The 14,458-nt window shown below is 71.5% G+C and carries 12 protein-coding genes and 1 rRNA gene; 8 read left to right on the top strand and 5 right to left on the bottom strand.

Going from position 1 to position 14,458, the window contains the following annotated elements; all coding sequences use genetic code 11:
• Window positions 1-68: 68 nt before the first annotated feature.
• Window positions 69-185 (top strand): 5S ribosomal RNA (gene rrf, locus ACQ9ZG_RS11780).
• 107 nt (window positions 186-292) lie between these two features.
• Here the strand turns inward: rrf and ACQ9ZG_RS11775 are convergent.
• The 5 genes from ACQ9ZG_RS11775 to ACQ9ZG_RS11755 are packed head-to-tail and all read right to left on the bottom strand — an operon-like array spanning window position 293 to window position 5,782.
• Window positions 293-1,606 carry a DUF58 domain-containing protein gene (locus ACQ9ZG_RS11775; RefSeq protein WP_109916745.1) on the bottom strand — a complete coding sequence of 438 codons (1,314 nt, stop codon included), beginning with the start codon at window positions 1,604-1,606 and terminating at the stop codon, window positions 293-295.
• 10 nt (window positions 1,607-1,616) lie between these two features.
• On the bottom strand, window positions 1,617-2,636 hold the full coding sequence (locus tag ACQ9ZG_RS11770; RefSeq protein ID WP_084995165.1) for an AAA family ATPase: 1,020 nt from the start codon (window positions 2,634-2,636) through the stop codon (window positions 1,617-1,619).
• Window positions 2,633-3,877 carry a DUF4350 domain-containing protein gene (locus ACQ9ZG_RS11765; RefSeq protein WP_109916746.1) on the bottom strand — a complete coding sequence of 415 codons (1,245 nt, stop codon included), beginning with the start codon at window positions 3,875-3,877 and terminating at the stop codon, window positions 2,633-2,635. Before ACQ9ZG_RS11765 ends, ACQ9ZG_RS11770 begins: the two co-directional genes overlap by 4 nt.
• A complete protein-coding gene (locus ACQ9ZG_RS11760; RefSeq protein WP_499280441.1) occupies window positions 3,874-4,566 on the bottom strand; it encodes a DUF4129 domain-containing protein in 693 nt (230 codons plus the stop codon). Before ACQ9ZG_RS11760 ends, ACQ9ZG_RS11765 begins: the two co-directional genes overlap by 4 nt.
• A gap of 4 nt (window positions 4,567-4,570) precedes the next feature.
• On the bottom strand, window positions 4,571-5,782 hold the full coding sequence (locus ACQ9ZG_RS11755) for a glycerophosphoryl diester phosphodiesterase membrane domain-containing protein (RefSeq protein ID WP_499280439.1): 1,212 nt from the start codon (window positions 5,780-5,782) through the stop codon (window positions 4,571-4,573).
• A gap of 140 nt (window positions 5,783-5,922) precedes the next feature.
• Here ACQ9ZG_RS11755 and mtnA point away from each other — a divergent pair, with 140 nt between their 5' ends.
• From mtnA to ACQ9ZG_RS11720, 7 genes are all read left to right on the top strand, one after another.
• A complete protein-coding gene (mtnA, locus tag ACQ9ZG_RS11750; RefSeq protein WP_084995177.1) occupies window positions 5,923-7,065 on the top strand; it encodes an S-methyl-5-thioribose-1-phosphate isomerase in 1,143 nt (380 codons plus the stop codon).
• A gap of 4 nt (window positions 7,066-7,069) precedes the next feature.
• Entirely contained in the window at window positions 7,070-7,759 is a 690-nt protein-coding gene (gene mtrA, locus ACQ9ZG_RS11745) for a two-component system response regulator MtrA (RefSeq protein WP_007448372.1), read from the top strand.
• Between the two features lies 1 nt (window position 7,760).
• On the top strand, window positions 7,761-9,788 hold the full coding sequence (gene mtrB / locus ACQ9ZG_RS11740) for an MtrAB system histidine kinase MtrB (protein ID WP_032755940.1): 2,028 nt from the start codon (window positions 7,761-7,763) through the stop codon (window positions 9,786-9,788).
• A 28-nt stretch (window positions 9,789-9,816) separates the two neighbouring features.
• Window positions 9,817-11,652, top strand: coding sequence for an LpqB family beta-propeller domain-containing protein (locus tag ACQ9ZG_RS11735; RefSeq protein ID WP_499281592.1), 1,836 nt, complete (start codon window positions 9,817-9,819; stop codon window positions 11,650-11,652).
• 96 nt (window positions 11,653-11,748) lie between these two features.
• Window positions 11,749-12,555 (top strand): ComF family protein, encoded by an 807-nt coding sequence (locus tag ACQ9ZG_RS11730; protein ID WP_499280437.1) that lies wholly within the window; start codon window positions 11,749-11,751, stop codon window positions 12,553-12,555.
• A 273-nt stretch (window positions 12,556-12,828) separates the two neighbouring features.
• On the top strand, window positions 12,829-13,518 hold the full coding sequence (gene hpf / locus ACQ9ZG_RS11725) for a ribosome hibernation-promoting factor, HPF/YfiA family (protein WP_028418310.1): 690 nt from the start codon (window positions 12,829-12,831) through the stop codon (window positions 13,516-13,518).
• Window positions 13,519-13,703: 185 nt separating this feature from the next.
• Window positions 13,704-14,456 (top strand): response regulator, encoded by a 753-nt coding sequence (locus ACQ9ZG_RS11720; protein WP_018488532.1) that lies wholly within the window; start codon window positions 13,704-13,706, stop codon window positions 14,454-14,456.
• The last annotated feature ends 2 nt before the right edge of the window (window positions 14,457-14,458 follow it).

Here is a 14,458-nt window from a genome sequence, read left to right as displayed (position 1 = left end):
GTCCACTGTGTTGGTTCTGAAATAATGAACGGCCGTGTTTATGTCCGGTCTTCATAGTTTCATAGTGTTTCGGTGGTCATTGCGTTAGGGAAACGCCCGGTTACATTCCGAACCCGGAAGCTAAGCCTTTCAGCGCCGATGGTACTGCAGGGGGGACCCTGTGGGAGAGTAGGACGCCGCCGAACAATTTTTGTGGGAAAGCCCCGCACCCTTGTGGTGCGGGGCTTTTTTGCGTTCTGCGGCAGACTGCCACCCTGATCAGCCCGTGGTTAGCGGGTGGCAGGAGCCCTGCTCAGAGGCGACCGGCGGCCTTCAGAGCCAGATAGGCGTCCGAGAGGGCCGGGGCGAGGTTGTCCGGGGTGGCGTCCACGACGATGACGCCGTGGCGCTGGAGCTTCTCCGCGGTGCTGCGCCGTTCGGCCTGGGCCTGGGCGCCGGCAGCAGCGTCGTACACCGCGTCCACTGTGCCCCGGCTCCTCGCCATCTCCTCGATCCGGGGATCGGACACGGCTGCCAGCAGAACCGTGTGCCGCTGGGTGAGTTGAGGGAGGACCGGGAGAAGCCCCTCCTCGATGGGGGCGGCCTCCAGACTCGTCAGAAGGACGATCAGCGAACCTCGGGGAGCGTCGGAGAGAGCTGTGGTGCTGAGACCCCGGGCATCCGTCTCGACGAGCTCGGGCTCCAGCGAAGCGAGGGTGTCGACGACCTTGGCCAGGACGTCCCCTCCCGTTGTCCGGCCCTGTACCCGGGCTCGTACACGGCGGTCGTAGGCCAGGAGGCCCACGCGGTCGCCGGCGCGTGTCGCGAGTGCGGTGAGGAGGAGCGTGGCGTCCATGGCCGCGTCGAGGCGTGGGACGTCACCCACCCGCCCTGCGGAGGTGCGTCCGGTGTCCAGGACGATCAGGATGTGGCGGTCGCGCTCGGGACGCCAGGTGCGGACGGCAACAGACGACTGGCGTGCTGTCGCCCGCCAGTCGATGGAACGGGTGTCGTCCCCCGGCACGTAGGCCCGCAGACTGTCGAACTCCGTGCCCTCGCCCCGGGTCAGAACGCTGGTGCGGCCGTCGAGTTCCCTGAGCCGGGCGAGCCTGGAGGGCAGATGCTTCCGGCTGGTGAACGGAGGCAGCACGCGTACGGTCCAAGGGACGCGGTGATCACCCTGGCGCGCGGCGAGCCCGAGGGGGCCGTAGGAGCGGACGGTGATGCGCTCGGCCCGGCGGTCGCCGCGGCGGGTGGGGCGCAGCGCGGTGCTGAGACGCCGTTGTTCGCCGGGAGGAACCGTCAACGTGTGGCGGGAGGAGGCCTGTTCGCTCCCCGTAGGCCAGCTGCTCGGCGGCCAGGCGTCGCGGAGCTGGGCCCGCAGGCGCCGACGTGAGGTGTTGGTGACGGTGAGTTGCACCTCAGCCGCGTCACCAAGTCGAACAGATGTGTCGCCGGATCGGGTGAATCGGAGCGGGCGCACTGGCGCTGCCAGGGCATAGTCGCACAGAATCGCTAGTGAGAGCGGTGCGTTGACCGCGAGCATCCCGGTCCAGCTCGGGGCGAGGATGCCTACGGGGAGTGATCCCAGCGCGGCCAGCAGTGCGGTACGTCCGGTGAGGGCCATGGTCACCGCCTCATCGGGGTACGGGGACGTGGGCGAGCACCGAGGTGATGACGGAGTCGGGGGTGACTCCCTCCATCTCCGCCTCGGGCCGCAGGTGGATGCGATGGCGGAGCGTGGGGAGCGCCAAGGCCTTCACATCGTCCGGGGTGACGTAGTCCCGGCCGGTGAGCCAGGCCCAGGCGCGCGCGGTCGAGAGCAGTGCGGTGGCGCCTCGGGGGGAGACGCCCAGAGCGAGCGAGGGGGATTCGCGCGTGGCACGACAGATATCCACGACGTAGCCGGCGATTTCGGGGGAGACCGCGGTCTTGGCTACGGCTGAGCGGGCCGCCTCCAGATCGGCGGGACCGGCGACGGGGCGTAGGCCGGCTGCCTTGAGGTCCCGGGGGTTGAAGCCGTCGGCATGACGGGTGAGGACGTCTATCTCGTCCTGCCGGGAAGGGAGAGGCACCGTCAGCTTGAGCAGGAAGCGGTCCAGTTGGGCTTCCGGGAGCGGATAGGTGCCCTCGTACTCGACGGGGTTCTGGGTGGCGGCGACGAGGAAGGGGTCCGGCAGCGGGCGGGGGGTGCCGTCGACGGTGACCTGACGCTCCTCCATCGCTTCCAGGAGGGAGGCCTGTGTCTTGGGAGGAGTGCGGTTGATCTCGTCGGCCAACAGCAGGTTGGTGAAGACCGGGCCGGGCTGGAAGGAGAACTCGGCGGTGCGGGCGTCGTAGACGAGTGAGCCCGTCACATCGCTCGGCATCAGGTCGGGGGTGAACTGCACGCGCTTGGTGTCGAGTCGGAGGGAGGCGGCGAGAGCCCGGACCAGCAGGGTCTTGGCGACACCGGGGACTCCTTCGAGGAGGACGTGCCCTCGGCAGAGCAGGGCGACGACGAGGCCGGTGACGGCCGGGTCCTGGCCGACCACGGCCTTGGCGATCTCGGAGCGGAGTGCCTCCAGGGAGGCGCGGGCGCCGTCGGCGGGCTCCGGAGCCGCAGGGGTCGCGGGGACCGCTGTGGGGTCGGTCGGCTCGGGGGTCGGGGCGCTCATGAAGTGCGTACCTCTCTTTCGAGGGCGTCGAGGTGGTCGGCCAGCAGGACAAGGGCCGCGTCGTCGGCGGGGGCCGGGCCGAAGAGCAGGGTGCTCAGTTCGCCGTCCGTGGTGGTGGTGCGGGCGGCCACGGCAGGGAGGAGGACGTGAGAGGTGTGGGCCTCACGGGCGGCGACGCCGCTGAGACGGGCGATGCGGGTACGGGCGGCGGCTCGCAGCGATGTGGCCGCCCGGTCACGGGCGTTGGCCTTGCGGTAGAGGCCGGCGCGGCCTTCGGCGGATTCCGATGCGCGGATGGAGACCGGCAGCCGTTCCGTGACCAGAGGGCCGAGTCGACGGGACCGCCAGATCGCGGCGAGGACTGCGGCGAGGGTGAGTTGGAGCGTGCCCCAGAGCCAGCCGGAGGGGAGCAGGTCGAGGAAGTCGCTCTCGCCGTCGGAGGTCTCCTCGCCAGTGCTGCTGCCGTCGTCGGTGCCGTCGGAGGAGCCGTCGTCGCTGGTGGCGGATGGATCGGTCAGAGAAGGGAGGTACCAGACGAGATGCGGACGCGAACCGAGGAGTTGCAGGGCGAGCGAGGCGTTGCCCTGTTGGTCGAGACGCTCGTTGTGGAGGAAGTCGGGGGAGCCGAGCAGGACGGTGTCGCCGTCTCCGCGCTCCTTGCGGATCAGGAGGCTGGGGGTTCCGTCGCTCGGGTAGCAGGCGGTGGCGGTGGAGTCGGGGGTGGTGTAGCGGATGCCGCCCATGTCCGCCGGACCGGCGCTGCGGGCTGCGGGAAGTGCGCAGGACGGGGGGATCGCGCTCACCGGGCGGTGGGGCTCGGCGCGTACGCCGGGGGCCAGCCTGGAGACGGCCGCCGGGCCGGGGGCGATCAGGAGGGTGCGGCCGGTGGAGGCGGAAGTCTCCTCGTGGAGCCGGCGCTGTTGCCAGGGGGTGAGCAGGTTGGGGCCGGTGACCAGGAGCGTGGTGTCGGGCCCCAACGCGGCGGTGGCTTCGTCGAGGGTCGTCGCGACGGTGACGGAGACTCCGCGGTCCCTGAGGAGTTCCGCCGCGGCGCGGCTGCCCTTCGGATCGGGGGAACGCGGGTCGAGCTGCCCGTAGTTGGTTCCGGAGCGGACTGCGGCGAACGTGATCCCGGCGATCACGAGGACGAGCAGGGCGATCAGCAGTCCTCGAGCGCGCTTCCATACCTGGTGCGGGGTGGGCGCGGTCGAGGTGGGGGAGGGGGCGGTGGTCGTGGTCATCCGGCGGCTCCTCGGAGGGCTCCGGAGAGGAGGGGCTTGGCCTCGTCCAGCTCGGTGTCCAGGGTGCGCAGTGCCAGGTACGCGGGTTGGCCCGCGGCGCGGCCGCCGTATGTGACGTCGTCGAACTCCCGGGCGGCGGAGCGGAGCCGGGTGGCGTGGTCGGGCAGGACGCGGCCCGCTTCCGCTGCGGCTTCGTCCGCCGTGCGGCCGGGGCGGGGGTCGAGCAGGGCGCGTTCCTCCAGGGACCGGACGATGGCCCGCATCCGTTCCTGGACGGCCTCGGTCCAGCGGAGGGCCGCGGCGTGTGCCTCGGCCGCGGCCCGGTGCTGGGCGGCGCTGCGAGGGCCGTCGCTCTCGAAGAGGGCGTCCGCGGCGGGGCGGGGGGAGCGTTGCGGGGTGCCGAGCCGCCACCAGAGTGCGACGGCGAGGCCGGTGACCAGGAGGGCCAGGACGATGAGCCCGACCGGGCCGCCGGGGGCGGCGTTCGCGGCGGCGTCGAACACCCCGCCGACCCAGTCCCAGAAGTCGTTCAGGGCGCGTTCGAGGACGTTCGGATCGTTTTCGTGGTACATCGGCTTGGACAGTTCGGTCTCGGCCGCCTCTCGAGCCGGGACCCGAGGAGTGTCCACGGGTATGTCGCCCGCGCCGATGACCTGCCGTGCTGTTGTGGCGCCCCCCGCCCCCGGCACTCCATCAGCTCCGAGGGGTGTCGGTGTCGTGGTCCGGGAGCCCCGCGGCCCGGGCCAGGTCGAGGTCGAGCGCCTCGCGGCGGATGCGCTGGTCGACGTAGAGCAGGGCCATCACTCCTGCCACGAAGGGGTAGAGCAGCGTGGAGACGATCACTTCGCCGATGCCCGTGACGATCAGGAAGGGCCAGCCGAAGGAGGGGCCGCCGCTCTCGAAGAACTCGCTGAGTTCGGTGCCGTCGGCGATGACCGCGATGGCGGTGAACGGGATGGAGACGACGAAGCTCAGCAGGAAGACGATCAGGTAGGTCAGGGCGAGGATTCCGAAGGTGCGCCACCAGGCGCCGCGGACCAGCTTCGCCGACCTGCGCAGGGCGGCGAAGATGCCCTGCCGTTCCAGCATCAGGGCCGGGGCCGCGAGGGCGAGGCTGACCTGCAGCCAGAGGATCACGGCGCAGGCGGCCAGGAAGCCGACGAACGCCAGGGCCACGCCGCCCCCGGAGCCCATCAGCAGCCCGGGGCCGATGCCGACGGTCATGACCAGAGCGATGGCCAGGGTGACCAGCAGGGTCAGCCCGATCAGAGGGAGGAGTCGCGGGCGGGCCTCTGCCCAGGCGTCGGAGAGCGTGACGGGGCGGCCCAGCACCGAGCGGCTGATGACCACGGTGACGATCGACGCGGTGAGGAGCGTGGCGATCATCGTGAAGAGCGAGGTCGGTGCGAGGGAGAACAGCGTCGTCCGGAGGGATTCGGAAGCCTGGCGGAGGGCTTCGGTTCCGGAGGCGTTCGGATCGATGTCGGTCGGCTTGGGCAGGAGGTAGCGCTGCATGAGGACGACGGCGATCTGGACGACCACGGAGACCGCGAGGCTGAAGCCGAGTGCGGTGCGCCAGTGGGCGCGCAGGGCGGAGACGGAGCCGTCGAGGATCTCACCGAGGCCCAGCGGACGCAGCGGGATGACGCCGGGCTTCGCGGCCGGGGGCTGCGTACCCCAGGGCCGGTGCTGCGGTCCGCCGCCCCAGCCGGGAGCGGGCGGGCGCGCGCCGGGTCCGCCGGCGGGGTTGCTCGGCGGGGACCACTGCCCGGGAGGCGGCTGCTCGGGGGACCACTGTCCCGTCGGCGCGCTTCCGTCCTTGGGCTCGGAGGGGCGGGGAATGGCCGCCTCCTGGCCGTCGGAGGGGGCAGATCCGGGCGTCGCCCAGCCCGGAGAGTCGTTCATTCTCGCTCCTTCACCGTCCTGACCGCTCATCGGCGCGGCAGGTTGGCAGCCATCGTGCCACGGGCCGGTGCGGGGCGGACCGGGAGCCTTCTCTCCTTCGTGCCTTCATTTGTGGGCGGCTCACCGGGCAGACTGGGCAGATGGCTGATCAGGACGTGCAAACGCCGGTGGGTGAAGAGCCTCCCGCGCTTTCCGTGCTCCGTTGGGACGAGCTGCCGGAAGGTCCCGTACTGGTGCTCCTCGACCAGACGCGGCTGCCCGCGGAGGAGGTCGAGCTGGTCTGTACGGATGTGCCCGCGCTGGTGCGGGCGATCCGGACGCTGGCGGTGCGAGGGGCTCCGCTGCTCGGCATCGCCGGGGGGTACGGCGTGGCGCTCGCGGCGGCGCGGGGCTACGACGTGGCGGAAGCCGCCGGGCTGCTGGAGAGGGCGCGGCCCACCGCGGTGAACCTCGGTTACGGGGTGCGACGGGTGGCCACGGCCTACTGGGCGGCGGCCCGGAAGGGTGCGGAGGCGGCGGAGGCTGCCGCCGTGGCCCTGGCCGAGGCGCAGGAGCTGCACCGGGAGGACGCCCGGGCCAGCGCGCGCATGGCGGAGCACGGGACGGCGCTGCTGGAGGAACTGCTGCCGGGCCGGGGCTACCAGCTGCTGACCCACTGCAACACCGGGGCGCTGGTCTCCGGGGGCGAGGGGACGGCGTTCGCCGTGGCGCTGCGGGTGCACCGGCAGGGGCGGCTGCGCCGGCTGTGGGTGGACGAGACCCGGCCGCTGCTCCAGGGGGCGAGGCTGACGGCGTACGAGGCGGCACGCGGCGGGATGGCGTACAGCCTGCTCACGGACAGCGCGGCGGGGTCCCTGTTCGCCGCGGGGGAGGTGGACGCGGTGCTCATCGGGGCGGACCGCATCGCCGCGGACGGCTCGGTGGCGAACAAGGTGGGGAGCTATCCACTGGCGGTGCTGGCGAAGTACCACCACGTCCCGTTCATCGTGGTGGCGCCGACGACGACCGTGGACATGGAGACGGCGGAGGGCACATCGATCGTCGTCGAGCAGCGTTCCGGGCAAGAAGTGACGGAGGTCACATCGCCGCGGAGCGGGTCGACGGGCGGTGGGGGTGGGATGGTCGTCGCACCCCTCGGGGCCCCGGTGTACAACCCGGCTTTCGACGTCACGCCGCCGGAGCTGATCACGGCGATCGTCACCGAGGAGGGTGTCATTTCCCCGGTCACGGGGGTCGGACTGGCCGAGCTGTGTGCCAGGTCATCGCAGGTAACGATTAGCTAATGGGATGATGTCGATTATGAAGGGACGCGTCCTTGTCGTCGACGACGACACCGCACTGGCCGAGATGCTCGGGATTGTGCTGCGTGGAGAAGGTTTCGAGCCGTCGTTCGTAGCGGACGGCGACAAGGCACTGGCCGCATTTCGTGAGGCCAAGCCGGACCTGGTGCTGCTCGACCTCATGCTGCCCGGAAGGGACGGCATCGAGGTGTGCAGGCTGATCAGGGCCGAGTCCGGTGTGCCGATCGTCATGCTCACCGCCAAGAGCGACACCGTCGATGTCGTGGTCGGCCTGGAGTCAGGCGCCGACGACTACATCGTCAAGCCGTTCAAACCGAAGGAGCTGGTCGCCCGGATCAGGGCCCGCCTGCGGCGGTCCGAAGAGCCCGCGCCGGAGCAGTTGACCATCGGTGACCTGGTCATCGACGTGGCCGGTCACTCCGTGAAGCGGGAGGGGCAGTCCATCGCCCTTACCCCGCTGGAGTTCGACCTGCTGGTCGCCCTCGCCCGTAAGCCCTGGCAGGTCTTCACCCGTGAGGTCCTGCTGGAGCAGGTCTGGGGCTACCGGCACGCGGCCGACACCCGGCTGGTGAACGTGCATGTCCAGCGGCTGCGCTCCAAGGTCGAGAAGGACCCGGAGCGGCCGGAGATCGTCGTGACCGTCCGGGGGGTCGGTTACAAGGCCGGACCGAGCTGACATGGCCGAGGGCAGCGCTGCTCCGAACCCCGGGGGGCCGGGAGTCCGTACGGAGCGGGCTGCCGGTCCGGGACGGAAGGCTTCTCGTATGAGCCGATTCCTGCAGGGCGGCCGGTTGTTCCAGGACCGGACGCCCGGCGGGCCCGTACCCCGTCTGCTGATGCGATGGGTGCGTCGTCCGCTGCTGCCCGCCGTGCGGTTGTGGCGGCGCAATCTGCAGCTCCGCGTCGTCGCGGGCACGCTGCTGATGTCGATGGGCGTGGTGCTGCTGCTCGGCTTCGTCGTGATCGGGCAGGTCCGCAACGGTCTGCTCGACGCGAAGGGCAAAGCCGCCCAGACCCAGGCCGCCGGTGGCTTCGCCGCCGCCCAGGAGCGGGCTAACGCCTCCCTGGCCCCGGGCGGCCAGGGCACCGAAGGCCCCGACGGCATGACGGCCAGCACCTCCTGGCGCACCGAACTCGTCGATCAGCTCGCGAGCGGCGGCAAGAACGCCTTCAACGTGGTCGCCCTCAGCGCGGACTCGGCCAACGAGGGCGCGGGCAGCCGTGCCCCCCGCGGTTCGGGCAGCGTCGAGGCGGCCAGTGTGCCCGAGCGGCTGCGCCAGGACGTGGGCAAGGGCCAGGGCGCCTTCCAGACGTACTCCCTGATCCGCTACTCCAACGGCACCGAGTCGCAGCCCGGACTCGTCGTCGGCAAGCGGCTCTACGACATCGACCAGCAGGCCTACGAGCTGTACTACCTCTTCCCCCTCACGCAGGAGGAGAAGTCCCTGACGCTGGTCAAGACGACCCTGGCGACCGCCGGGCTCTTCGTCGTCGTGCTGCTCGGGGCCATCGCCTGGTTCGTGGTGCGCCAGGTCGTCACCCCGGTGCGGATGGCGGCCGGCATCGCGGAGCGGCTCTCCGCCGGGAAGCTCCAGGAACGGATGAAGGTCACCGGCGAGGACGACATCGCCCGGCTCGGTGAGGCCTTCAACAAGATGGCGCAGAACCTCCAGCTCAAGATCCAGCAGCTGGAGGAGCTCTCCCGGATGCAGCGGCGCTTCGTCTCCGACGTCTCGCACGAGCTGCGGACCCCGCTCACCACCGTACGGATGGCCGCCGACGTCATCCATGAGGCGCGTGTCGACTTCGACCCCGTCACCGCGCGCTCCGCCGAGCTCCTCGGCGACCAGCTCGACCGCTTCGAGTCGCTCCTCTCGGACCTGCTGGAGATCAGCCGGTTCGACGCGGGCGCGGCGGCGCTGGAGGCCGAGCCGATAGACCTGCGGACCGTGGTGCGCCGGGTGATCGGCGGCGCCGAGCCGCTCGCCGAGCGCAAGGGCAGCCGCATCCTGGTCGTCGGTGACGACCAGCCGGTGATCGCCGAGGCCGATGCCCGGCGCGTCGAGCGGGTGCTGCGCAACCTCGTGGTCAACGCCGTCGAGCACGGTGAGGGCCGGGACGTCGTGGTGCGGATGGGGGTGGCCCAGGGCGCGGTCGCCGTGGCCGTTCGGGACTACGGGGTCGGGCTCAAGCCCGGCGAGGCGACCCGGGTCTTCAACCGGTTCTGGCGCGCCGACCCGGCGCGGGCCCGGACCACCGGCGGCACCGGCCTCGGCCTCTCCATCGCGGTCGAGGACGCCCGGCTGCACGGCGGCTGGCTCCAGGCCTGGGGCGAGCCCGGCGGCGGATCCCAGTTCCGGCTGACCCTGCCGCGTACGGCGGACGAGCCGCTGCGGGGTTCACCGATACCGCTGGAGCCGGAGGACTCCCGGCGCAACCGCGAGAGCCGGGAGCGCGACGAGGCGCCGACGGGCGAGAACCGGCTGCTCTCCGTGCCGAGCCAGACGGGGGCGGCGAAGCGCTCCCCGCTGTCCGTCCCGGGCCGTGGTCACGCCGTGCCGCACCCGGCCCCCGCCTCCGCGCATCCGGCCGCCCTGCCCGGCAACGGGGCCCGGGTCGTGGCCCGCCCGGCACCGGAGCGCCCCGGCGACGCCGGGTTCCCGGCCCACCCTTCCGACCAGGAGGACACCACTCGTGGGTACTGACCGCCGTCGCGGCGGCCCCGGACGCGGCGTGCGGCTCACCGCGCTGCTCGGCTGCTCCGTCATCGTGCTCACCGGCTGCGGGTCCATGCCGGTGACCGGTGACGTCAAGGCGGTCGACGCCTCGCAGCCGGGCGACTCCCAGGTGCAGGTGTACGCGGTGGAACCCCGCGAGGGCGCGGCGCCCAGCGAGATCGTCGACGGCTTCCTGGAATCGATGACCAGCGACGACCCCGATTTCCGGACCACCCGCAAATACCTGAGCCAGGCCGCGGCCAAGACCTGGCAGCCGAGCGAGGGCACCACCGTGCTCGCCCAGGCCCCCAACCGCAGCGGCCCCCTCCTCCACGACGAGGAGCGCCGCGACTCCGAGACCTCCTACACGCTGACCGGCGAGAAGGTGGCGGCGGTCGACGCCCAGAGTTCGTACCAGCCGCTCGCCCCCACCGACTACTCCCAGGTCCTGCACCTGGTGCGGGAGAAGGTGGCGGACGGCAAGATCGAGTGGCGCATCGACATCGTGCCCGACGGCCTGGTCCTCGGGCAGTCCGACTTCAAGCGGCTCTACCGCTCCGTGAACAAGTACTACTTCGCCACCGGGCGGACGGACGGCCGCCCGGCGCTCGTCGCCGACCCCGTCTACGTGCGCACGGGCACCGATCCGCTCACCCGCATGAGTACGGCGACGCAGACGGTCAGGACGCTGCTGGAGGGGCCGACGAACTGGCTGCGGCCCGTGGTCGACTCCCGGTTCCCCACCGGCACCGCCCTGCGCAAGGGCGTCGTCGCGCTGGCCCCCGACGACCAGAACGTGCTGAAGGTGCCGCTCAACGACAAGGCCGACAAGGCCGGCCGGGCAGCCTGCCGGATGATGGCCGCCCAGGTGCTCTTCACCCTGCGGGACCTGACCTCCGCCCGTGTCGAGCAGGTGGAGCTGGAAGGCGGCAAGGGCCGGCTCTGCGCGCTGGACGCGGACGAGGCGGCGAAGTTCTCCGCCGACAGCGGGTCCGACGGGCCCGACAGCCAGTACTTCATCGACGCCAAGGGGACGGTCCAGAAGATCCCCGGTGCCACCGGGGGCAACGGCACCCCCGAGGCGGTGCACGGCCCCCTCGGCACCGGTGCGGCCGCGATGGGCGCCGTCGGCGTGGCCCGGGACGAGCAGCGGGCCGCCGCGGTCTCGGCCGACGGGCAGCACCTCTACGTCGCCTCCCTGGTCGCGTCGGGCGAACTGGCCGCGCCCGCCGTGACCAGCGCGGGCAAGAAGGCCGCCGACCGGCTGACCTCCCCGAGCTGGGACGGGCAGGGCGACCTCTGGGTCGCCGACCGCGACAAGGCGCGCCCCCGGCTGCTGCGGCTGGCCGAGGGCGAGGGCGAGCCGCAGGAGGTCCGGGTCCCGGGCCTGGACGGCGGGCGGATCGAGGAGCTGAGGCTCTCGGCGGACGGGGTGCGCATCGCCCTGCTCGTGACGGAGGACGGGCACACGACACTGAAGATCGGCCGGGTCGAGCGGCGCGGGACCGACGAGGCGCCCGAGATCTCCGTCGAGGACCTGCGCCAGGCCGCGCCCCAGCTCACGGACGTCTCGGCCATCTCCTGGTCGGGCCGCAGCCGGCTCGTGGTGGTCGGCAAGGAGGCGGGCGGCATCCAGCAGGTGCGGTACGTGCAGGCGGACGGCTCCACGACCTCCTCCGGTGCCTCCGGGGTGCTGCCGGGGGTCAACCAGGTCCGGGCGGTAGCCGCGGCGGACGACGAGCTGCTGCCGCTGATGGCGGAGACCGAGGGCGACGGCATAGTGAAGCTCTCGCCGGGGGACAACTGGCAGACGGTCCTGGAGGAAGGCACCTCGCTGGTCTACCCGGGGTGACGTCGCCCCGGGCGCGGCCCCGGACACGGGACGGCCCGTGAGGCGGGGTTTTCCACAGGGGTGGTCCGTCCTGCGGAGCCCCGGCACTCTGGAGTCGTGCGGGAGTGGTGGCGGGAGTTCTCCGGTCTGGTCCTGCCGGTGTCCTGCGCGGGCTGCGGCAGACCGCGTGCGGAGCTGTGCCCGGTGTGCGGGGCCGCGCTGAGCGGGGCTGCCCCTCGAAGGGTGCGCCCCTCGCCCCGGCCCGCGGGGCTCCCCGAGGTGTATGCGGCGGCGCCGTACGAGAACGCCGTACGCGCGGTGCTGCTGGCCCACAAGGAGCGCGGGGCACTCGGGCTCGCACGCCCCCTCGGCCGGGCCCTGGCGGCCTCCGTACGGGCCGGGACGGGGCAGATGGGGGCCGTGGGGCCCCTGCTGCTGGTGCCGGTACCCTCCGCGCGCTCCGCGACGGCGGCGCGCGGCCATGATCCGGTGCGCCGGATCGCCCGCTCGGCGGCGTACGAACTGCGGCGCGCGGGGTGTCCGGCCCGGGTCCTCCCGGTGCTGCGGCAGTGCCGCACGGTCGTCGACCAGTCGGGGCTGGGAGCCCGGGGTCGGCGGGCGAATCTTGCCGGGGCGCTGGAGGTGGCCGGCGGGGGAGAGCGGCTGCTCGCCCACGGAAGGGTGGTCCTGGTGGACGACCTGTTGACGACGGGAGCGACGCTGGCCGAGGCGGCGCGGGCCGTCGCGGAGGGGCCCGGGGGACCTCGCGGATCCTCCGGCCGCGCGGTGGGCTTCCCGGGCGGCGCGGTCTGCGTGGCGGCGGTCGTCTCCGCGTCTCCATCCGCCTTCGAAATAAACCGGAACCGACCGAGAACTTGTGTCGTTGCAGGTAATGAGAGGGCAAAACCCCCTGAACGGAGGTAAGTGCCGGTAGCGGGTGCCGATACCCGGTTCCGCAGGCTATGTTCGGTGGTGAGGGGCGGTGAAGGCCGAACCTCGATGAATGCACCTTGAGGTTTCGGGCAGGTAACTCACCGACGGACCGGAAGCAGTCGAGCCGGTCCCGGCAGAGACCTCTCCGACGGGGGAGGAGGAGGCGAAAGTCACCGAGTCCGAGGCCCCTGGGATCACCGGGGGCTGGTGCAAAAGGGAGATGCTCCGCCGTCCGAGCGGGGCGATCCGGGAACGGAGTTCTGCGTGGACATCGTCGTCAAGGGCCGCAAGACCGAGGTGCCCGAGCGGTTCCGCAAGCACGTGGCCGAGAAGCTGAAGCTGGACAAGATCCAGAAGTTCGACGGCAAGGTGATCAGCCTCGACGTAGAGGTGTCCAAGGAGCCGAATCCCCGTCAGGCCGACCGTTCCGACCGGGTGGAGATCACGCTCCGCTCGCGCGGCCCGGTCATCCGGGCGGAGGCGGCAGCGGGCGACCCGTACGCAGCGCTCGACCTGGCCACCGGCAAGCTGGAGGCCCGGCTGCGCAAGCAGCACGACAAGCGCTACAGCCGCCGGGGCAACGGCCGTCTCTCGGCCGCCGAGGTCGGGGACGTGGTGCCGGGTGTCGCGTCGTTCGACGAGGACGGCGAGCTGGTCGGCGAGCAGCCGTCGGAACCCGTACCGACCATGAAGGTCGGATCGATCGAGGTGCAGGGCGAAGGGCCTCTCGTGATGCGCGAGAAGACCCACACCGCCGCGCCCATGGCGCTCGACCAGGCGCTCTACGAGATGGAACTGGTCGGGCACGACTTCTACTTGTTCGTCGACTCCGAGACGAAGGAGCCCAGTGTCGTCTACCGACGGCACGCCTACGACTACGGCGTCATCCACTTGAGGACCGACCCGCTCGCCGCTGACGAAGCAGGCGGCGCGGGTGGTGCGCTCGGCGGCTGACGTCCCGCCACCACGGTGCCCCTGGAGCGTTTTCACGCCACCAGGGGCACCTGCGCGCGGGTACGGATTCACCGCTGGGGCGTCGCGGCATGGAATCATGGCGTCCCGAGCCAACCGGTGTTCGCTGGAACGCCGTTGGCGGACGACCGATGACTATCAGGCCGTGGCCTTCAGGGGGAGGAACGATGGTGGACACCTTCGGGCCCGTGCGCGGTGCGAGTGGCTCCGACGGCGACGGTGCCCATGCCGTCGACGACGTGGACGGCCCCCCGCGCAAGGAGCCGATCAGGGTCCTCGTGGTCGACGACCACGCGCTCTTCCGCAGGGGGCTGGAGATCGTCCTCGCGCAGGAGGAGGACATCCAGGTCGTCGGTGAGGCCGGAGACGGCGCGGAGGCCGTCGACAAGGCCGCCGACCTGCTGCCCGACATCATCCTGATGGATGTGCGCATGCCCAAGCGCGGCGGCATCGAGGCCTGTACCGCCATCAAGGAGGTGGCCCCCAGCGCGAAGATCATCATGCTGACGATCAGCGACGAGGAGGCCGACCTCTACGACGCGATCAAGGCGGGCGCCACCGGGTATCTCCTCAAGGAGATCTCCACCGACGAGGTGGCGACGGCCATCCGCGCCGTGGCCGACGGACAGTCCCAGATCAGCCCTTCCATGGCCTCCAAGCTGCTCACCGAGTTCAAGTCGATGATCCAGCGCACCGACGAGCGGCGGCTCGTCCCCGCTCCCCGGCTCACCGACCGTGAGCTGGAAGTGCTGAAACTCGTGGCGACCGGCATGAACAACCGGGATATCGCCAAGGAGTTGTTCATTTCCGAGAACACGGTGAAGAACCACGTCCGCAACATCCTGGAGAAGCTCCAGCTGCACTCCCGTATGGAGGCCGTGGTCTATGCCATGCGGGAGAAGATCCTCGAAATCAGGTGATC

The organism is Streptomyces araujoniae (assembly GCF_050871195.1).
In the GTDB taxonomy this organism is placed as follows: Bacteria; Actinomycetota; Actinomycetes; order Streptomycetales; family Streptomycetaceae; genus Streptomyces; species Streptomyces bacillaris.
Note: the sequence above shows the minus strand (reverse complement) of the source record. Positions and strands in the feature narration are given on the sequence as shown.